This window comes from Georgenia sp. Z2081, assembly GCF_055326445.1.
This window is the reverse complement of the sequence record NZ_JBUZNK010000009.1, coordinates 57255-77602: the sequence shown is the minus strand read 5'-3', so window position 1 is coordinate 77602 and position 20348 is coordinate 57255. Positions and strand designations below refer to the sequence as shown.

Here is a 20348-nt window from a genome sequence, read left to right as displayed (position 1 = left end):
CTTCCGGCCCTCGGGCACGCGACGGCGACCGGACCCGCAGATGGGATGATCGGTCCCATGCTCAGCTGGACCACTGCCGGGGAGTCCCACGGCCAGGCGCTCGTCGCCGTGCTGCAGGGCGTGCCCGCCGGCCTGTCGATCACCTCCGACGAGATCGTCGCCGCGCTCGCCCGGCGCCGCCTCGGCTACGGCCGCGGGGCGCGCATGAAGTTCGAGACCGACGTCGTCACCCTCCTCGGCGGCGTCCGCCACGGCGTGACGATGGGCGGTCCGGTCGCGATGACGATCGGCAACGCCGAGTGGCCGAAGTGGTCGACCGTCATGTCGGCCGACCCCGTGGACCCCGCCGACCTCCTCGTCGACGCCGGCACCGGCGACGAGCGGGAGGTGGCCCGCAACCGCCCCCTCACGCGTCCCCGCCCCGGGCACGCGGACCTCACCGGTATGCGCAAGTACGGGCTCGACGACGCCCGGCCCGTCCTCGAGCGCGCCTCCGCGCGGGAGACGGCCGCCCGAGTGGCGCTCGGCACCGTGGCCGCCGCGATCCTCGAGCAGGTCGCCGGTGTGCGGCTCGTCTCGCACACCCTCGCCGTCGGCCCGGTCCGGGTGCCCGACGACGCCCCCCTGCCCTCGCCCGACGACGTCGCCGCGCTCGACGCCTCCCCGCTGAGGTGCATCGTCCCCGGGGTCGACGAGGAGATGGTCGCCGAGGTCGACGCGACCAAGAAGGACGGCGACACCGTGGGCGGGGTCGTCGAGGTCCTCGCCTACGGTCTGCCGCCCGGCCTGGGCTCGTTCGTGTCCGGCGACGCCCGCCTCGACTCCCGCCTGGCCGGCGCCGTCATGGGCATCCAGGCCGTCAAGGGCGTCGAGATCGGCGACGGGTTCGCCACCGCCCGGCGCCGCGGCTCCGCGGCGCACGACGAGATCGTCCACGACGACGACGGCCGCATCGCGCGGACCACGAACCGCGCCGGCGGCACCGAGGGCGGCATGAGCAACGGCGAGGTCCTGCGCGTGCGCGCCGCGCTCAAGCCGATCTCGACGGTCCCGCGGGCGCTGTCGACCGTCGACGTCTCCACCGGTGAGGACGCGACGGCCCTGCACCAGCGCTCCGACACCTGCCACGTGGCGCCGGGCGCCGTCGTCGCGGAGGCGATGGTCGCGCTCGTGCTCGCGCAGGCCCTGCTGGAGAAGACCGGCGGCGACTCCCTCGCGGAGGCGTCCCGCAACCTGGCCGCCTACCTCGCCTCGTTCCCGGAGCACCAGCGGTGAGCGGGGAAGGGACGGCGCTGCCGATCGCCGGGACGCCGATCACCGGGACTCGGATCGCCGGCGTGCCGGTCCCCGGCCGCGGCCCCGACCTCGTGCTCGTCGGCCTGCCGGGTGCGGGCAAGTCCTCGGTCGGCCGCCACCTGGCGCGGATGCTGGGCACGTCCGTCGCGGACACCGACGACCTCGTCGAGCGCCGGGCCGGCCGCAGCGTGTCGGAAGTCTTCGCCGCGGCCGGCGAGGACGCGTTCCGGCAGCTCGAGCGCGAGGTGATCATCGATGCCCTCGGGCACGGGACCGGCATCCTCACGCTCGGCGGTGGCGCCGTCCTCGACCCGGACACGCGCGCCGACCTTGCGACGCGACGCGTCGTGCACCTGTCGGTCTCGCCCGAGCAGGCGCACGCGCGCGTGGGGACCGCCTCGACCCGGCCGCTGCTCGCCGACGACCCGGTCGGCCGGCTCACCGTGCTCGCCGAGCAGCGGGCCCCGCTCTACGACGAGGTCGCCACGTGGACGGTCGACACCGACGGCCGTGAGCTGACCGACGTCGCCGCCGAGGTCGCCACGCTCGCGACGGAGCCGACCGTGCTCACGGTGCCCGGCGCCCACCCGTACCGCGTGACCATCGGGCACGACCTGTCCGGCGAGGTCGCCCGCGCGATCCCCGAGACGGCGCGCCGCGTGCTCATCGTCCACCCCGAGGCGATGGCCGAGCGCGCCGGCCGGATCGCCGCCGCGCTTCGCTTCGGCGGCAGGGACGCGCACTCCTTCGTCCTGCCCGACGCCGAGGCCGCGAAGACGTGGGAGGTCGTCGGGCGCTGCCACGACCTGCTCGGCGAGCACGGCTACGGCCGTCAGGACGTCGTCGTCACGCTCGGCGGCGGGGCCACCACCGACGTCGGCGGATTCGTTGCGGCCACCTGGCTGCGGGGTGTCGGCGTCGTCCATGTGCCCACGACGCTGCTCGGGATGGTCGATGCGGCCGTCGGCGGCAAGACGGGTGTCAACACGCCGGCCGGCAAGAACCTTGTCGGCTCGTTCCATGCGCCGCTCGCCGTCGTCTGCGACCTCGACCTGCTGGCCACCCTGCCCCGGGCGGACCTGGCCGCCGGGCTCGCCGAGGTCGTCAAGGTCGGCTTCTTCGGCGACCGACACGTCCTGCGGCTCGTGCGTGCGCACCCCGAGGCCGCGCTCGACCCGGGCTCGCGCGTACTGCGCGAGCTGGTCGAGCGCGCGGTGGCCGTGAAGGCGCACGTCGTGGGGGAGGACCTGCGCGAGGCCGGGCTGCGGGAGGTCCTCAACTACGGGCACACCACCGGGCACGGCATCGAGCGCGCCTCCGGGTACGCGTGGCGCCACGGGGACGCCGTCGCCGTCGGCATGGTCGTCGCCGCCGAGCTCGCCGAACGGGTGGGTCTCGCGCGGCCGGGGCTCGCCGAGGGCCACCGCGAGGTGCTGAGCTCGCTCGGCCTCCCGGTGACCGTGAGCGGGCTTCCGTGGAGCGAGGTCCGTGCGGCGATGGGCAACGACAAGAAGGTGCGCGGCGACCGACTGCGGTTCGTCGCCCTGCGCGCCGAGGGCGATCCGGTCATTCTGGACGGGCCCGACGAGGTTGCGCTCGAGGCGGCCTGGGACACGGTGAGCGCGTGACCGGGGACGCGGGCGGGTTCGCGACCGGCGACGCTCCGATCGCCGGCGCGGACGGCGACCGGGCGCCGGAGACCGCGACGCCACGCGGCACGGGCACGATCGTCCTCGTAGGCGTGCCCGGGGCCGGGGTCTCGATCACGGCCGTCGCGGTGGGCGAGGCGCTGGGGATCGAGGTGCGCGACACCGACGAGCTCGTGGCCGAACGGCTCGGTGCCCCGGTGCACGAGCTCGTCGTCGACCTCGGCGAGGACGAGTACCGGGCGGCCGAGTCCGCTGTGGTGACCGAGGTGCTGGCGACGGACCCGCTCGCCAGGCCCGCCGTCGTCGGGCTGGGCTCGGGTGCGCTCGGCGCGGTCGCCGACCGGCTGGCCGAGCTGCGCGCCGAGGGCGTGCCGGTCGTCCACCTCCGGCTGACGCCGGGCACCGCGATGCGCCGGCTCGGTCTGTCCGGCCTTGGCTCGGTCGCGCTGCCGAACCCGCGGGCGATGTGGACGACCATGGCGGCCGAGCGGGACGCAGCTCTCGAGGCCGTCGCCAGCACGACGATCGACACGACGGCGATGGACCCGGACGAGGTGCGCGACGCCGTGCTCGAGGTCGTACGGGCGGGCTGACCGGCAGCTCGACCCCCGACCGGCGGGTGGGGCCCTGGCAGCTCGACCCCCGACCGACGCGCGGGGCGGCACCGGGCCGCCCCCCTGTCGTCAGCCCCGCGCGACGAGCCACTCCTCGAACGTCGGCCCGACCACCTCGGCGCCGGGTGCGCGGCCGAGCGTGCCGTCGCGGAAGGCGCGACCCATCCGTCCGGGCAGCGGGAGCGGGAAGGGCCGGATACGCCGCCCGTCCCCGGCCGCGTTCCCGGCCACGCGCCGGGTCATGTCCCACAGCGTCAGCTCCTCGGGACCGACGAGGTCGTGGCGGTCGCCCGCACGTCGCGCGAGCGCGCAGTCGGCCAGGACGTCGGCGACGGCGTCGAGCGCGACCGGGCGGATGCGCATGGTGGGCACCGCGACGAGGGGGCCGAGCCGCATACGGCCCAGGTTCTGCTCCGCGAACTCGAACCACTGGCTCGAGCGGACCACGACGAGGTGCTCGCTGACCTCGGCCGCCATGCGCTCCTGCGCGGCCTTGCCGGCGAAGTAGCCGTAGCCCTGCACCTCGGGCAGCTCGCAACCGACGATCGAGAGCAGGACGTGCCGCGCTCCGCCTGCGTTCGCCGCCCTCGCGACCGCCGTCGTGGAACGGGTGAAGAAGTCGGTCGCCGCCCGCGCGCTCGTCGTGAACCGGCTGGCTGCCTCGATGATGACGTCGTAGCCGCGGAGGTGCTCGAGCGGGTTGTGGCAGATGACGTCGTAGCCGGTGGACCTGGAGAGCTGGACGGCCGCGCCGCCCCGGTCGGTCACGGCGCGCTGGATGGCCCGCCCGGAGATCCCGCCGCCGACGATCGCGACCCGCATCGCTCTGCCCACCTGTCGGTCGTCCGCCGTCGGACGACATCGCGTGGGAGCCAGGCTAGGGGGAGCACGGCGGAGGCGCACGGGAGATACGTGGCAGGCCGTGCCGGATGAGGCCCAGCTTCTCGTCGCCGTCTCCACAGGTCCCCCCACTGCATGACCGTCCACAACCGTTGCAATTCCAAGGATTCGATGTCGGTGGTGGCCCGTAACGTAGCCACCAGATCGACCGACGCAGGGGTCTTCGCGACAAGGCGTGGCGCGGTCGGTGGACAGGGATCCGTCGGCGGTCAGTGACAGGACGGGGGAGGTGAGCGGTATGACGACGGAGTGGACGCCGGGCTCGGGCGAGGGTGGTCCCGACGGCGGCTCGCCGAGCGGCGACTCCGGCGTCCCCGTCGGTGCAGCCACGGATGCCGTAGAGCCGGTCATGCCTCCTGCCGCCCTTCGAGGTACCGAGGGCATCGCCAGCTTCTCGCGCGCCCTGGCGGACCTCGAGGTCGCGAGCCAGGCCGAGGTGATCGCGGTCGTCTCCGCGGTCGAGTCGCTCAAGTGCGCCGCCGAGGCCCTGCAGGCGCGAGCCTCTGTGGCGCTGGAGGACATGCGTCGGGACGACGAGGATCACCGCGGTGTGCCGGCGGAGCTCCAGGGCAGGGGAGTGGCGGACGAGATCGCACTGGCGCGCCGCGAGTCGCCGAGCCAGGGCGGCGTACACCTACGTCTCGCCCGCTGCCTCACCACGGAGATGCCGCGCACCTTCGCGCTCATGGAGGCCGGTGAGGTGTCCGAGTGGCGCGCCACGCTGGTCGCGAGGGAGATCGCCTTCCTCACCCCGGAGGATCGCCGCGCCGTCGACGAGGCGCTGGCACCCGACCTCCCCGCGATGGGTGACCGGCAGGCCGGCAACCGGGCGCGCAAGCTCGCCCAGGAGCTCGACCAGGCCGGCGCCGTCCTGCGCATGCAGCGTGCCACCAGCGAGCGTCGCGTGAACGTCCGCCCGGCCCCGAACGGGATGGCCTATCTCACCGCCCTGCTCACCGTGGCGGACGCCGTGCGGGTGAAGACCACGCTCGACCGCGACTCCGGGAGCGCCGTCACAGCAGGCGCCGCCGACGGTCGGAGCAACGCGCAGATCGGTGCGGACCTCCTCGTCGAGCGCGTGACCGGCACGGACGTCAGCGAGCCGCGGGACGTCGCGCTCACCCTGGTGATGACCGACGAGACGCTGCTCGGCGGACCCGAGTCCGCCTGGCTGCCCGGGCACGGCCCTGTGCCCGCCGCGGTGGCCCGCGGCTACCTCTCCGAGGCCCAGGCGGCCGACGTGACCCTGCGCCGCCTGTGGGTCCGGCCCGAGAACGGGCAGATCGACGGCGTCGACTCACGTGCCAGAGGGTTCCCCGCCTCGCTGCGGCACCTCGTGAGCCTGCGCGACGACATCTGCCGCAACCCTTTCTGCGGGGCGGACTTCCGGCAGGTCGACCACGCCACCCCGTGGGCCGAGGGCGGAGAGACGAGCCTCGCCAACGCCTCGGGCCTGTGCCAGCGGTGCAACCTCGCCAAGGAGAACGCCGGCTGGACCCACGAGTCGACGGCGACGAGCCTCACCGTGACGACGCCGACCGGGCACCGCTACGCCGCGAGCCGATCCACGCTCGCCCAGAACGTCACCGACAGGCGGGTCGACTCGCTGAGGGCCCGCGTCGCCGCGAACCGGGAGGCACTCCGCGCGCACGACGAGGAGATCGCCCGCGAAAGGGCCGGGCCAACCGCCCCCGATCATCCCCTTGATCCTCTGCAATCAAGAACATAGCCTTGATCGCATGTTCGTCGTCACCGCCGATCAGAATCGGTCGACCCAGCGGGGGGTTCTCGTGGACGAGATCCTCGCCGAACTGGCTCCATGGCAGCGACGAGCGGGCCGCGCCGTCGTGCTCCCGTTCGAGCGGACGGTCGGCGACGAGGTTCAGGCCGTGCTCTCGAGCGCCCCCGCTGCGGTCGACGTCGCGCTGCGCCTCGCCCGCCTGGACTGGGCGGTGGGGGTCGGCGCCGGACCGGTGGACTCACCGCTCGCGGACAGCGCGAGCGCGTCGTCGGGAACGGCGTTCGTCCTCGCCCGGGACGCGGTGGAGACCGCGCGGAGCAAGGCGTCGCCGTACCCGATCGTCGTGCGGGGTGCCGACGAGGGAGCCGCCGAGGCCGCCACCGCCGTGCTCCACCTCGTCGGTGCCCTGAGACGCACGAGGTCCGACGCCGGCTGGGAGGTGTCCGACCGCCTCGTCACCGGCGTCACCCAGCGTGCCGTCGCCGAGGAGCTCGGCATCACCTACCAGGCGGTCCACGACCGGGTCCGGGTCGCCGGTGTCCGTGAGGAGCTGGCCGCGCTGCCGCACGTCGCCGGCATGGTCGCCGACGCCGAGGGGGAGACCCCGTGAACGGCTGGCTCCTCGGGCTCGTCACGGCCGGCCTCGTGCTCGTCGCCGCCGTCGGCGCCGCCCTGACGGGGAGCCCCATCGTCGCCCGGCTGCTGCGGCGCTTCACGGTGACCGGCGGTGGGAGGGAGGGGACGCCCGGACTCGTCACCCACCCCGTCGGCCTCGACCGCGGCGGGCAGTGGATCGGCTACCTGGAGCGCGCCGCTATCGCCGGCGGCCTGGTCACCGGCTTCCCCGAGGTCGTCGCCGTGGTCCTCGCGCTCAAGGGCCTGGGGCGCTATCCCGAGCTGCGTGCGGACCACTGCTCCGGCGTCGGACGCCGCGACGACGAGACCCCGATCGTCCTGCAGGGCGACCCTCAGGAGCGTCCGGTCCCGCCGCGTGTCGTCGTCGCCGGACTCACGGCCGAGCGCTTCATCATCGGCACGCTCGCCTCCTACCTGTGGGCGGCATCATGGGGGCTCGCGGGACTGGGTGTCCTCGTCGCGATATCCTGAACCGCTGCCCGGGCCCCTGCGGCCAGGCCGACGGCCGGTCGCGGGCCACGATCGCGGGCCCCGGCACCGACCACGCGCCCGGCGGGGCCGGGACGGCAGCATCGAGACAGCACGACCGAGACGACTCCCGACGCTAAGGACGGCACACGCATGGCATCGACGAACGACCTCAAGAACGGCATGGTGCTGAAGATCGACAACCAGCTCTGGTCGGTCGTCGAGTTCCAGCACGTCAAGCCGGGCAAGGGCCCCGCGTTCGTGCGCACCAAGCTGAAGAACGTCCTGTCCGGCAAGGGCGTCGACAAGACGTTCAACGCCGGCGTCAAGGTCGAGACCGCCACGGTCGACCGCCGCGACATGCAGTACCTGTACAACGACGGCACCGACTTCATCTTCATGGACTCCGCGACGTTCGACCAGATCCCCGTGCGCCCCGAGGTGGTCGGCGACGTCGCGAACTTCATGCTCGAGAACACCGACGTCGTCGTCGCCACCCACGACGATCAGGTGCTCTTCGTCGAGCTGCCCGCCTCCGTCGTGCTCGAGGTCACCGAGACCGAGCCCGGCCTCCAGGGCGACCGCTCCTCGGCCGGCACGAAGCCCGCCACCCTCGAGACCGGCTACCAGATCCAGGTCCCGCTGTTCCTCGAGCAAGGCGTCAAGGTCAAGGTCGACACCCGCTCGGGCGACTACCTCGGACGCGCCTGAGTGGGCGGAGAGACACCCGCGCGCGAGGACGACCAGGGCCTCGACCGCGCGCCGACCGGCTCCGCGCCGGTGAGTAAGGACGTCCCTGCGCAGGTGAGCGAGGACGAAGCTGTGCCGTCGACCGAGGACCTGCCCGCGCCGCTGACCGAGGACGAGCCGACTCCGGTCGAGGTCACGACCGAGGACGAGGTGCCCGCCGGCGCGGTCCGCGTGAGCGCGGACCGGTCGGACTCGGTACGGGGGAGCACCTCGGACACCCAGGGCGTGCGCAGGGCCTTCCACGCCACCGCCCGGACCAAGGCGCGTCACCGGGCGCTCGACGTCCTGTTCGAGGCCGACGCCAAGGGCCTGGTCACCGACGGCGACCGGCTGCTCGCCGTCCTCGCCGAGCGCGGTGGGCGCACGATCGCGCAGGACGGCCTGCCCGCCTACGCCGTCGAGCTCGTCGAGGGCGTCGCCGACCACCTGACGATCATCGACGAGATCCTCACCGCCACCTCCCACGGCTGGTCGCTCAGGCGGATGCCCGCGGTCGACCGTGGTCTGCTGCGGCTGGGGGTCTTCGAGGTCGTCTTCCTCGACGACGTCCAGGATGGGGTCGCCATCGAGCAGGCGACCTACCTGGCCGGCCGGCTCTCCACCGACGACTCCCCGCGGTTCGTCGGCGGCGTCCTCGGCGAGGTGTCCAGGAACAAGGACCTCTACCGGATCTGACCCGCGCCCGGCGTACCCTGGGCGCACCGACATCCTTTAACGATCTGTCCAGCGAGGCAGGGAAGGAGGTCACGGCACCATGTGCCCCGACCCGGCTGCATCCGCAGACCCCACATCCACATCACCCACGCCGGCCGGCGAGAGAGCCGGACGCGAGGTCCTCACCGCGAGCGACATCGACCGCTCGCTTACCCGCATCGCGCACGAGATCGTCGAGCGCAACCAGGGCACCGACGACCTCGTCCTGCTCGGCATCCCCACGCGCGGCGTCCCGCTGGCCGCCCGGCTCGCGGCCCGCGTCGCGCGCGCCGCCGACCTCGCCGAGCCGGTCCCGCACGGCTCGCTCGACACGACGATGTACCGCGACGACCTGCGCGACCACCCGGTCCGCGGCCTCGAGCGCACCGACATCCCGGTCGACCTCACCGGCCGCACCGTCGTCCTCGTCGACGACGTCCTCTACTCCGGGCGCACCATCCGCGCGGCGCTCGACGCCCTGTCCGACCTGGGCCGACCGCGCCGGGTCCAGCTCGCGGTCCTCGTCGACCGCGGCCACCGCGACCTCCCGATCCGCGCCGACTTCGTCGGCAAGAACCTGCCGACCTCCCGGGAGGAGAGCGTGCGGGTCTCGCTCGCGGAGACCGACGCGGGGATCATCGCCGCGACCGACGCCGGCGGCACTACCGATCGCACTGCCGACGAGGTCGCGGCCGCCATCCACACCGACGCCGGCACCCACGCCGTCGGCGGCACGCCGGAGTCCGTCCGGATCGTCGGGGAGGGGGACCGATGAGGCACCTGCTCTCCGCCGCCGACCTCTCCCGCGCCGAGGCCGTGCGCATCCTCGACACCGCCGAGCAGATGGCCGCCACGCAGGAACGGGAGATGAAGAAGCTCCCCACCCTGCGCGGCCGCACGGTCGTCAACCTCTTCTTCGAGGACTCCACCCGCACGCGCATCTCCTTCGAGGCGGCGGCCAAGCGCCTGAGCGCCGACGTGATCAACTTCTCGGCCAAGGGATCCTCGGTGTCCAAGGGCGAGACGCTCAAGGACACCGCGCTCACGCTGCGCTCGATGGGCGCGGACGGCGTCGTCGTCCGGCACCCCGCCTCCGGCGCGCCGCACCGCCTCGCGCACGCCGGCTGGACCGACGTCCCGATCCTCAACGCGGGCGACGGCACCCATCAGCACCCCACGCAGGCCCTCCTCGACGCCTTCACGCTGCGCCGCCACCTGCACTCGCGTGCCGAGGAACCCGCGCCCGGGGAGCCCCCGACCACCGACACCCCGGCCCCGCCGGGCAGCGACCTCGCCGGGGCGCGCGTCGTCGTCGTCGGGGACGTCCTGCACTCGCGGGTGGCGCGGTCGAACGTCGACCTGCTCACCACGCTCGGCGCCGACGTCACGCTGGTGGCCCCGCCGACGCTCCTGCCCGTGGGCGTGGGCGCCTGGCCCGCGCGCGTCGAGCACCACCTCGACGCCACCCTCGAGGCCGCGCCCGACGCGGTGATGATGCTCCGCGTCCAGCACGAGCGGATGTCCGCCGGCGGGGGAGGGTTCTTCCCCTCGGCCCAGGAGTACCACCGCCTCTACGGGCTCGACGCCGCCCGTCTCGCGCTCCTCCCGGCGCACGGCATCGTCATGCACCCCGGCCCGATGAACCGCGGCCTGGAGATCTCCGCCGACGCCGCCGACTCCGAGCGCAGCGTCGTCCTCGAGCAGGTCCGCAACGGCGTCGCCGTGCGCATGGCCGTGCTCTACCTCCTGCTTGCCGGCTCCGAAGGGACCACGTCATGACCAGCTACCTCATCACCGGGGCACGGCCCCTCGGCGGGGACCGGGCCGACCTCCTGCTCTCGGGCGGGACGATCACCGCCGTGGGCGACGACGCGGCCGCGCAGGCCTCGTCCGACGCCGTCCGGGTCGACGCCGACGGCCTCGTCGCGCTGCCCGGCCTCGTCGACCTGCACACCCACCTGCGCGAGCCCGGCCGCGAGGACACCGAGACCGTCCGCACCGGCTCCCGAGCCGCGGCCGCGGGCGGCTTCACCGCCGTCCACGCGATGGCCAACACCATGCCGGTGGCCGACACCGCCGGCGTGGTCGAGCAGGTCTGGCGCCTCGGCCGCGAGGCCGGCTACGTCGACGTCCGACCCGTCGGCGCCGTGTCCGTCGGCCTGGCCGGTGCCCAGCTCGCCGAGCTCGGCGCCATGCACCGCTCCGCGGCCGGCGTCACCGTGTTCTCCGACGACGGCCGGTGCGTGAGCGACCCCGTCCTCATGCGCCGGGCGCTGGAGTACGTCCGCTCGGTCGACGGCGTCGTCGCGCAGCACGCGCAGGACCCGCGCCTGACCGAGGGCGCCCAGATGCACGAGGGCGTCGTCTCCGCCGAGCTCGGCATGACCGGCTGGCCGGCGGTCGCGGAGGAGTCGATCATCGCCCGCGACGTCCTGCTCGCCGAGCACGTCGGCTCCCGGCTGCACGTCTGCCACCTCTCGACCGCCGGCTCGGTCGACATCGTCCGCTGGGCGAAGGCCCGGGGGATCGACGTCACCGCCGAGGTCACGCCGCACCACCTCCTGCTCACCGACGACCTCGTGCGCGACTACGACCCGCTGTACAAGGTCAACCCGCCGCTGCGCACCGCGGCAGACGTCGAGGCCGTGCGCGCCGGGCTGGCCGACGGCACGATCGACATCGTCGCCACCGACCACGCCCCGCATGCCGCCGAGGACAAGGACACCGAGTGGGCCGCCGGCGCGATGGGGATGACCGGGCTGGAGACCGCCCTGGCCGTGGTCACCACGACGATGGTCGCCACCGGCCTGCTCGACTGGGCCGGGGTCGCCCGCGTGATGTCGACCGCGCCCGCGAGGATCGGCCGCGTCGCCGACCAGGGCCGGCAGCTCGTTCCCGGCGCCCCCGCCCACCTCACCCTCGTCGACCCGGCCGCCCGACGCACCGTCGACACCGCGGCGCACGCCTCGCGGTCCCGCAACTCGCCGTTCGCGGGCCGCGAGCTGGGTGGCGCCGTGACGCACACGTTCTACGCCGGCCGGGCGACCGTCCTCGACGGGTCCCTCGTCGACGACCTCGCCGGCATGCCCGAGAAGAAGGAGTCCTGAGTGAGCGCCGAGCGCACACCCGCCCTGCTCGTCCTGGAGGACGGCACCACCTACCGAGGATCTGCCTGGGGCGCGGGCGGCCGCACACTCGGTGAGATCGTCTTCTCCACCGGCATGACCGGCTACCAGGAGACCCTCACCGACCCGAGCTACCACCGCCAGATCGTGGTGATGACGACGCCGCACGTCGGCAACACCGGCGTCAACGACGAGGACGACGAGTCCGACCGCGTGTGGGTCGCCGGCTACGTCCTGCGCGACGCCGCCCGGCGGTCGTCCAGCTGGCGGGCCACCGGCGGGCTCGAGGCGCGCCTGACCGCCGAGGGCGTCGTCGGGATCTGCGAGGTCGACACGCGCGCGCTCACCCGCCACCTGCGCGAGGCGGGCGTCATGCGCGCCGGGATCTTCTCCGGCTCCGCGCTGCCCGCGGGCGCCGCGGACCTGCACCCGCAGGCCACCCGGGTCCTCGTCGACGTCGTCCGGGACGCTCCGGCGATGTCCGGCTCCGACCTCGCGGGCGAGGTCTCCACCGGTGAGCGGTACACCATCGAGCCCGACGGCGAGCCCGTCGCCACGGTCGTCGCCGTCGACCTGGGCATCAAGGCCCGTACGCCCGCCCAGCTCGCCGAGCGCGGCGCGCGCGTCCACGTCGTCCCCCGTGACACCACGCTCGCCGAGGTGCTCGCGCTGACGCCGGACGGCGTGTTCTTCTCCAACGGCCCCGGCGACCCGGGCGCGGCCGAGCACGAGGTGGAGCTGCTGCGCGGCATCCTCGACGAGCAGATCCCGTTCTTCGGGATCTGCTTCGGCAACCAGCTCCTCGGCCGGGCCCTCGGCTACGGCACCTACAAGCTCGCCTACGGTCACCGGGGCGTCAACCAGCCGGTCCTGGACAAGGCGAGCGGCCGCGTGGAGATCACCGCGCACAACCACGGCTTCGCCGTCGACGCCCCCGTGGAGGGGGAGTCCGTCGCGCCCTACGACGACGGCCGCTACGGCCGGGTCGAGGTCAGCCACGTCGGCCTCAACGACCAGGTGGTCGAGGGCCTGCGGGCGCTGGACCTGCCGGCGTTCTCCGTCCAGTACCACCCCGAGGCCGCCGCCGGACCGCACGACGGCGAGCACCTCTTCGACCGCTTCCTCGCGCTCATGGCCGCCCACCGCGGCGCCGAGCCCGCGACCCCCACCACCTCCGAGGAGAACTGATGCCCCGCCGGACCGACCTGAGCTCCGTCCTCGTCATCGGCTCGGGCCCGATCGTCATCGGCCAGGCGGCCGAGTTCGACTACTCCGGAACCCAGGCCTGCCGCGTGCTGCGCGAGGAGGGCCTGCGGGTGGTCCTCGTCAACTCCAACCCGGCGACGATCATGACCGACCCGGAGGTCGCCGACGCGACCTACGTCGAGCCGATCACCCCCGAGGTCGTCGAGGCCATCCTCGTCAAGGAGAAGCCCGACGCGATCCTGCCCACCCTCGGCGGCCAGACCGCGCTCAACACCGCGATCGCGCTCCACGACTCCGGCGTGCTCGACCGCCTGGGCATCGAGCTCATCGGAGCCTCGGTCGACGCCATCAACAAGGCGGAGGACCGCTTCGCGTTCAAGGAGGTCGTCGAGCGCGCCGGCGGGGAGTCCGCCCGCTCGGTCATCGCGCACTCGATCGACGAGGTGCACGCCGCCGCCGACGAGCTCGGGCTCCCGCTCGTGGTCCGCCCGAGCTTCACCATGGGCGGCCTCGGCTCGGGCCTGGCCCACACGCGCGAGGACCTCGACCGCATCGCCGGCGCCGGCCTGCACTTCTCGCCGACCACCGAGGTGCTCCTGGAGGAGTCGATCCTCGGGTGGAAGGAGTTCGAGCTCGAGCTCATGCGCGACCACGCGGACAACGTCGTGGTCGTCTGCTCGATCGAGAACGTCGACCCGGTCGGCGTCCACACGGGCGACTCGATCACCGTGGCGCCCGCCATGACGCTGACCGACCGCGAGTTCCAGCGGATGCGGGACATCGGCATCGCGGTGCTGCGGGAGGTCGGCGTCGACACGGGCGGCTGCAACGTCCAGTTCGCGGTCGAGCCGAGCACGGGCCGCATCGTCGTCATCGAGATGAACCCCCGCGTGTCCCGGTCCTCCGCGCTGGCCTCGAAGGCGACCGGCTTCCCGATCGCCAAGATCGCAGCGCGCCTGGCCATCGGCTACACGCTCCCGGAGATCCCGAACGACATCACCGGCTCCACGCCCGCGAGCTTCGAGCCGGCGCTGGACTACGTGGTCGTCAAGGTCCCGCGGTTCGCGTTCGAGAAGTTCCCCGCCGCGGACCCCACGCTCACCACCACCATGAAGTCCGTGGGCGAGGCCATGGCGCTCGGTCGCAACTTCACCGAGGCGCTCGGCAAGGCGCTGCGCTCCCTGGACCAGTCCGGCCAGCAGTTCCACTGGCGCGGCGAGGCGCCCGCCGGTGAGGAGCTGACCGCACTCGTCGCCTCGACGGCCACGCCCACCGAGCACCGCCTCGTCGACGTGCAGCAGGCGATCCGCGGCGGCGCGAGCGTCGAGGAGCTCTTCGAGGCGACCTGGATCGACCCGTGGTTCCTCGACCAGATGGTGCTCGTCGAGGAGGTCGCCCAGGAGGTGGCCGGCGCGCACGCGCTCACCTCCGGCGTCCTCGCGCGGGCCAAGCGGCACGGCCTGTCCGACGTCCAGATCGGGGAGCTGCGCGGCCTGTCCGAGGACGCCGTGCGCGAGGTGCGCCGGGCGTTCGACCTGCACCCGGTGTTCAAGACGGTCGACACGTGCGCCGCCGAGTTCGCCTCGCAGACGCCGTACCACTACTCCGCCTACGACGCCGAGAGCGAGGTCGCGCCCCGGGAGAGGCCGGCCATCATCATCCTCGGCTCGGGCCCCAACCGGATCGGGCAGGGCATCGAGTTCGACTACTCGTGCGTGCACGCCACGCTCGAGCTCGCCGACCGGTTCACCACGGTGATGGTCAACTGCAACCCGGAGACGGTCTCCACCGACTACGACATCTCCGACCGCCTGTACTTCGAGCCGCTGACGTTCGAGGACGTCATGGAGGTCTACCGCGCCGAGCTCGCCGCCGGCCCGGTCGAGGGCGTCATCGTCCAGCTCGGCGGCCAGACGCCGCTCTCGCTGGCGCAGCGCCTCGCGGACGCGGGCGTGCCGATCCTCGGCACGCCGCCGCAGGCCATCGACGCGGCCGAGGACCGCGAGATCTTCGGCCGCGTCCTCGACGACGCCGGGCTGCCGTCCCCCGCCCACGGCACCGCCGTGACCCCGGCGGACACGCTCGCCGTGGCGGGATCCATCGGCTACCCGGTGCTCGTGCGGCCCAGCTACGTGCTCGGGGGCCGCGGCATGCAGATCGTCTACGACGAGGCCGACCTCACCGACTACCTCGCCGACGCCACCGTCCACGCCGGCGACGCGACCCGTCGCGCGGCCCCGCTGCTCGTGGACCGGTTCCTCGACGACGCCGTGGAGATCGACGTCGACGCCCTGTACGACGGCACCGAGCTCTACCTAGCCGGCGTCATGGAGCACGTCGAGGAGGCCGGCATCCACTCCGGCGACTCCTCGTGCGTGCTGCCGCCCGTCTCGCTCTCCGCCGGCGAGATCGCGCGCATCCGCGACTCGACCGAGGCGATCGCCGCAGGCGTCGGCGTCCACGGGCTCATCAACATCCAGTTCGCCCTGGTCTCCGACGTCCTGTACGTCATCGAGGCCAACCCGCGCGCCTCGCGCACCGTGCCGTTCGTCGCCAAGGCCACCGGCGTGCCGCTCGCGCGCGCCGCGGCGCGGGTGATGGCGGGGGAGTCGATCGCCGACCTGCGGGCGTCCGGGCTGCTGCCCGCCGTGGACGCCTCCACGATCGACCTCGGCTCCGCGATCGCCGTGAAGGAGGCCGTGCTGCCCTTCAAGCGGTTCGCCACCCGCGAGGGACAGGTCGTCGACTCCATCCTCGGGCCGGAGATGCGCTCCACGGGTGAGGTCATGGGGGTCGGTCCGACCCTCCCGGTCGCCTTCGCCAAGTCCCAGACCGCGGCGTTCGGCGGGTTGCCGAGCGGCGGTCGGGTGTTCGTGTCCGTCGCCGACCGGGACAAGCGGGACATCGCCGGGCCGGCCGCCCGGCTCGTCGACCTCGGGTTCGAGCTCCTCGCCACCGAGGGCACCGCGGCGGTCCTCCTGCGCCACGGCATCCCCTCGACGACGGTGCGCAAGCACTCGGAGGGGCGGGGACCGAACGGCGAGCCGACGATCATCGACCTCATCACCGACGGCTCGGTGGACATGGTCATCAACACCCCCAGCGGGCAGGGCTCGCGCGCGGACGGGTACGAGATCCGTACCGCGACCACGGCCGTGGACCGCGCGATCATCACGACGACGGCGCAGCTCGTCGTCGCGGTGCGCGCCATCGAGGCCGAGCGGGCCGGGGCGTTCGACGTCGCCTCCCTCCAGGACCTCGACGCCGCGCGCGACGAGCGCCTCGGCCTGGGCCGGGCGGGCGCCGCCGCTCCTGGCAGCGCCGCTCCCGGTAGTGCCGCTCCCGCGGCCGGGGCGAGCGCATGACGCAGGCCGGCGGCGAGTCGGCCGGCGACGCGTCATCCGGGCGCCACGCACCTGCTCCCCGCACAGGGTTCGGCGAGCGGCTCGCCGGCGCGATGGACGACCACGGGCCGCTGTGCGTCGGCGTGGACCCGCACGCCGGCGTCCTTGCGTCCTGGGGGCTGGCGGACACCGCCGACGGGGCGCGCGAGCTCGGCCTGCGCGTCGTCGACGAGGTGGCGGGCTCCGTGGCGGCCCTCAAGCCGCAGTCGGCGTTCTTCGAGCGGCACGGCCCGGCCGGCTGGGCGGCCCTGCAGGAGGTGCTGGTGGCCGCGCGCTCGGCGGGCGTGCTGACGATCCTCGACGTCAAGCGGGGCGACATCGGCTCGACGATGGCAGCCTATGCGGCCGCGCACCTCGCCGACGACGCCGCGATGCCCGCGGACGCGATCACCGTCTCGCCCTACCTCGGGCCCGCCTCGCTCGACGAGACCGTCCAGCTCGCGCACGCGGGCGGTCGCGGCGTCTTCGCGCTGGCCCTCACCTCGAACCCGGAGGGCTCCGCGGTCCAGCACGCCGGCGGCCCGGGCAGGTCCGTGGCGGGTCAGGTCGCGGCCTGGGCAGAGGCGACCAACGCCCGTCTGGGCGCCGAGGCGTCGCCGGGGCCGGTCGGCCTCGTCGTCGGGGCCACGATCGGCACCGCGGCCACGGACCTCGGGCTCGACCTCGACGGGTTCGGCGGGCTGATCCTCGCCCCGGGAGTCGGCGCGCAGGGCGCCGGCCCCGACGAGCTGCGTGCCGTGTTCGGACCCGCCCGCCACCGGGTGCTCGCCGCCGCCTCCCGGGCGGTCCTCGCCGCCGGTCCGCAGCGCGGCGCCGTCGGCAGCGCCGCCCGTGAGACCGCCGCCGTGGTGACCAGCGCGCTGCGCGGACGGTGAGCCCCGGCCCGCGGGACGATCGTCCGGGCGACCCGCGGGGCGACCGCCTGCGACACCCGAGGGCCGACCGCCGGGGCGACCCGCGCGCGGCGCGGTGGCAGGGCGGCGGAGCACCCGCAGGGGGAGTGCGGCGGACCGGCGACGCGCCGTTCACCGCGTCATCGCCCACGCGGTACGTCCCGGATGCCCGGACGGACCTGCGTGTTCATCTGGCGTGACCCGCGTCTCCCGGGCTAGGGTCAGCCTCTACTCCGGACCGGTGTTCACCAACTGACGAGGTGGTCGTTGTGACAGTCCCCCCGCTCACGGCCGACGAACGGGCTGCGGCCCTGGCCAAGGCCGCCGAGGCGCGTCGCGTGCGCGCCGAGGTCAAGTCCCAGCTCAAGGCAGGCGCCCTGCAGCTCTCGGACGTGCTCAGCCGCGCACCGGACGACGAGGCGCTCAACAAGCTCAAGGTCGTCGCGCTGCTCGAGGCGATGCCCGGCGTCGGCTCCTCCACGGCGCGGGCGATCATGGCGGAGTTCAAGATCGCCGAGTCCCGGCGCGTGCGTGGGCTCGGCCCGCACCAGCGCTCGCGGCTCGTCGAGCGGTTCGGCTGACGATCGCGACCGGCGACTGACGACCGTGCCCGTCGACCTGACACAATGACGCGGTGCCGAACGAGACGCCACCGATCGGGGAGACCACCCACGGGCCCGACCACGCGCCCGTCGACACCTCGCGCCTGACCGTGCTGTCCGGGCCGACCGCCGTCGGCAAGGGCACCGTGGTCACCGAGCTGCGGCGCCTGTACCCGGACCTGTGGTACTCCGTGTCGGCCACCACGCGGCCGATCCGGCCCGGCGAGGTCGACGGCGTGCACTACCACTTCCTCACCTCGGACGAGTTCGACGAGGCCGTCGACTCCGGCGAGATGCTCGAGTGGGCGGTGGTCCACGGCGTCCACCGCTACGGCACGCCGCGCCGCGCCGTCGTCGACCAGCTCGCCGCCGGTCGGGCGGTCCTGCTCGAGCTCGACCTGCAGGGCCACCGCCAGGTGCGCGCCGCACTGCCCGGGGCCCGCCACGTGTTCCTCGCCCCGCCCGACCGGGTCGAGCTCGTCCGGCGCCTGGTCGGTCGGGGCACGGAGACCGAGGAGGAGCGCGAGCGCAGGCTCGCCACCGCCGACGTCGAGCTGGCCTCCGTCGCGGAGTTCGACGAGATCATCGTCAACTCCGACGTGACCGAGGCCGCACTGGCCCTTGCCGGGCTCCTGGGCCTGGTCCGGCAGCCCGCACGCTAGGATGGCGGTCCGTGTGCCCGTCGCCCTCACGCGCGAGCGCACCCATCATGCGAGGAGGACCCATGGCCGGAACAGTCGCCGAGCCGATCGGCATCACCGACCCGCCGATCGACGAGCTCCTGACCACCGTCGACTCGAAGTACGCGCTCGTCATCTACGCCGCCAAGCGCGCGCGTCAGATCAACACCTACAACCAGCAGCTGCAGGACGGTCTCCTGGAGTTCGTCGGCCCGCTCGTGCCGTCGGCCCCGGAGGAGAAGTCGCTGTCGATCGCGCTGCGCGAGATCAACGCCGGGCAGCTCACCCTCACCCGTACCGAGGACTGATCCGGTCGTGACGTCGGGCACCGGGGGAGAGGGCGTGCGCGCCCCCCGCCGGCTCGACGTCGTCCTGGGTGTCACCGGCGGCATCGCCGCCTACAAGGCCCCCCTGGTCCTGCGCCTGCTGACCGAGGCCGGCCACCGCGTCCGCGTCGTGCCGACCGCCACGGCCCTGGAGATGGTCGGCGCACCGACGTTCGAGGCGCTGTCCGGGCAGCCCGTCCGCGCCGGCGTGCTGGACGGCGCCACCGCCGTCGACCACGTCGATCTCGGCCGGCACGCGGACCTCGTGATCGTCGCTCCCACGACGGCGCACACCCTCGCCCGGGCCGCCGCCGGCCTCGCGGACGACCTGCTCACCGCGACGCTGCTCACCGCGACCTGCCCGGTGCTGCTGGCGCCCGCGATGCACACCGAGATGTGGCAGCATCCGGCCACCGTCGCCAACGTCGCGACCCTGCGCTCCCGGGGCGTCACCGTCCTCGACCCCGACTCCGGCCGACTCACCGGTGCCGACACCGGGCCGGGGCGCCTGCCCGAGCCCGAGCGCATCGTGACCGCCGGCCTCGCGCTGGTCGGACTGACCCCGGGCGGCCGCCCGGTCGCGGCGTCGTCGGGTGCCGCCCCATCGGGTGCCGACTCGGCGCAGGTCCCCGCTCCGCTCTCGTCCGGCGCGTGCCCGCCGCGTCGCCAGGACCTGGCCGGTCGCACGGCCATCGTCTCGGCCGGTGGCACGTACGAGCCGGTCGACCCGGTCCGCTTCATCGGCAACCGGTCCAGCGGCCGGCAGGGCGTGGCGATCGCCCGCGCCGCGGCCGACCGCGGCGCCCGGGTGACCCTCCTCGCGGCCAACGTCGAGCGCGCGCTGCTGCCCGACGAGCTCGCGATCGAGGTCGTCCCCGTCGGCTCCGCCCTCGAGCTGGCCGAGGCCGTCCAGGACACTGCCGCGGAGGCCGACATCATCGTCATGGCGGCAGCCGTCGCCGACTTCCGGCCGGCCGAGGTGGCCGGGACCAAGGGCAAGAAGGACGGCAGCGGCCGACGCACGATCGAGCTCGTGGAGAACCCGGACATCCTCGCCGGGCTCGCGGCGGACCGGTCCCGCCCCGGCCGGCTCGTCGTCGGGTTCGCCGCCGAGACCGGGGACGAGACGGGCAGCGTGCTCGACCACGGCCGGGCGAAGGCGATCCGCAAGGGCGCCGACCTGCTCGCCGTCAACGCCGTCGGGGTCGGGGTCGGCTTCGGCGATGTCGACACCGAGCTGACGATCCTCGACGCCGCGGGCGAGGTCGTGACCACCGGCGCCGGCAGCAAGGCCCAGATGGCGGACATCCTGCTCGACGCGATCGTCGATCGACTGGCGGAGCCTACGATTCAGCGGTGACCCAG

At 74.1% G+C, this 20348-nt stretch carries 19 protein-coding genes; 18 read left to right on the top strand and 1 reads right to left on the bottom strand.

What is annotated here, in order from left to right:
* Positions 1-57 precede the first annotated feature (57 nt).
* From aroC to ACZLKG_RS12455, 3 genes are read left to right on the top strand one after another with little or no spacing between them, the layout of a single operon-like run.
* Entirely contained in the window at positions 58-1275 is a 1218-nt protein-coding gene (gene aroC / locus ACZLKG_RS12465) for a chorismate synthase (RefSeq protein ID WP_463648899.1), read from the top strand.
* Positions 1272-2924: a 3-dehydroquinate synthase gene (gene aroB, locus ACZLKG_RS12460; protein WP_425709486.1), complete on the top strand. Its 1653-nt coding sequence runs from the start codon at positions 1272-1274 to the stop codon at positions 2922-2924. Before aroC ends, aroB begins: the two co-directional genes overlap by 4 nt.
* The gene (locus ACZLKG_RS12455; protein ID WP_425709485.1) at positions 2921-3538 is read left to right on the top strand and encodes a shikimate kinase; all 618 of its coding nucleotides are present in this window, start codon (positions 2921-2923) and stop codon (positions 3536-3538) included. Before aroB ends, ACZLKG_RS12455 begins: the two co-directional genes overlap by 4 nt.
* Before the next feature lie 90 nt (positions 3539-3628).
* On the opposite strand, the gene ACZLKG_RS12450 is transcribed toward ACZLKG_RS12455, so the two are convergent.
* A complete protein-coding gene (locus ACZLKG_RS12450) occupies positions 3629-4381 on the bottom strand; it encodes a 3-beta hydroxysteroid dehydrogenase (protein ID WP_425709484.1) in 753 nt (250 codons plus the stop codon).
* Positions 4382-4697: 316 nt separating this feature from the next.
* On the opposite strand from ACZLKG_RS12450, the gene ACZLKG_RS12445 reads away from it, so the two are divergent.
* The 15 genes from ACZLKG_RS12445 to ACZLKG_RS12375 all read left to right on the top strand — a co-directional run bounded on the left by ACZLKG_RS12445 (position 4698) and on the right by ACZLKG_RS12375 (position 20343).
* Complete coding sequence (locus ACZLKG_RS12445) at positions 4698-6188, top strand: HNH endonuclease (protein WP_463648898.1); 1491 nt, start codon at positions 4698-4700, stop codon at positions 6186-6188.
* 10 nt (positions 6189-6198) lie between these two features.
* Positions 6199-6810 (top strand): hypothetical protein, encoded by a 612-nt coding sequence (locus ACZLKG_RS12440; RefSeq protein ID WP_425709482.1) that lies wholly within the window; start codon positions 6199-6201, stop codon positions 6808-6810.
* A complete protein-coding gene (locus tag ACZLKG_RS12435; RefSeq protein ID WP_425709481.1) occupies positions 6807-7307 on the top strand; it encodes a hypothetical protein in 501 nt (166 codons plus the stop codon). The genes ACZLKG_RS12440 and ACZLKG_RS12435 overlap by 4 nt, the downstream gene beginning before the upstream one ends.
* 150 nt (positions 7308-7457) lie before the next feature.
* Positions 7458-8015: an elongation factor P gene (efp, locus tag ACZLKG_RS12430; protein WP_425709480.1), complete on the top strand. Its 558-nt coding sequence runs from the start codon at positions 7458-7460 to the stop codon at positions 8013-8015.
* The gene (gene nusB, locus ACZLKG_RS12425) at positions 8016-8729 is read left to right on the top strand and encodes a transcription antitermination factor NusB (protein WP_425709479.1); all 714 of its coding nucleotides are present in this window, start codon (positions 8016-8018) and stop codon (positions 8727-8729) included.
* Between the two features lie 79 nt (positions 8730-8808).
* A complete protein-coding gene (pyrR, locus tag ACZLKG_RS12420) occupies positions 8809-9522 on the top strand; it encodes a bifunctional pyr operon transcriptional regulator/uracil phosphoribosyltransferase PyrR (RefSeq protein ID WP_425709478.1) in 714 nt (237 codons plus the stop codon).
* Positions 9519-10526: an aspartate carbamoyltransferase catalytic subunit gene (locus ACZLKG_RS12415; RefSeq protein WP_425709477.1), complete on the top strand. Its 1008-nt coding sequence runs from the start codon at positions 9519-9521 to the stop codon at positions 10524-10526. The genes pyrR and ACZLKG_RS12415 overlap by 4 nt, the downstream gene beginning before the upstream one ends.
* Complete coding sequence (locus ACZLKG_RS12410) at positions 10523-11854, top strand: dihydroorotase (protein WP_425709476.1); 1332 nt, start codon at positions 10523-10525, stop codon at positions 11852-11854. Before ACZLKG_RS12415 ends, ACZLKG_RS12410 begins: the two co-directional genes overlap by 4 nt.
* Positions 11855-13060, top strand: a complete 1206-nt coding sequence (gene carA, locus ACZLKG_RS12405; RefSeq protein WP_425709475.1) for a glutamine-hydrolyzing carbamoyl-phosphate synthase small subunit — start codon at positions 11855-11857, stop codon at positions 13058-13060. It begins immediately after the preceding gene.
* Positions 13060-16443 carry a carbamoyl-phosphate synthase large subunit gene (gene carB, locus ACZLKG_RS12400; protein ID WP_425709474.1) on the top strand — a complete coding sequence of 1128 codons (3384 nt, stop codon included), beginning with the start codon at positions 13060-13062 and terminating at the stop codon, positions 16441-16443. The genes carA and carB overlap by 1 nt, the downstream gene beginning before the upstream one ends.
* Positions 16440-17357, top strand: coding sequence for an orotidine-5'-phosphate decarboxylase (pyrF, locus tag ACZLKG_RS12395; protein WP_425709473.1), 918 nt, complete (start codon positions 16440-16442; stop codon positions 17355-17357). The genes carB and pyrF overlap by 4 nt, the downstream gene beginning before the upstream one ends.
* A 287-nt stretch (positions 17358-17644) precedes the next feature.
* A complete protein-coding gene (mihF, locus tag ACZLKG_RS12390; protein ID WP_463648897.1) occupies positions 17645-17956 on the top strand; it encodes an integration host factor, actinobacterial type in 312 nt (103 codons plus the stop codon).
* Between the two features lie 74 nt (positions 17957-18030).
* A complete protein-coding gene (gene gmk, locus ACZLKG_RS12385; protein ID WP_425709550.1) occupies positions 18031-18639 on the top strand; it encodes a guanylate kinase in 609 nt (202 codons plus the stop codon).
* A gap of 62 nt (positions 18640-18701) precedes the next feature.
* On the top strand, positions 18702-18965 hold the full coding sequence (gene rpoZ, locus ACZLKG_RS12380) for a DNA-directed RNA polymerase subunit omega (RefSeq protein WP_425709471.1): 264 nt from the start codon (positions 18702-18704) through the stop codon (positions 18963-18965).
* Positions 18966-18999: 34 nt separating this feature from the next.
* Complete coding sequence (locus ACZLKG_RS12375) at positions 19000-20343, top strand: bifunctional phosphopantothenoylcysteine decarboxylase/phosphopantothenate synthase (protein ID WP_425709470.1); 1344 nt, start codon at positions 19000-19002, stop codon at positions 20341-20343.
* The last annotated feature ends 5 nt before the right edge of the window (positions 20344-20348 follow it).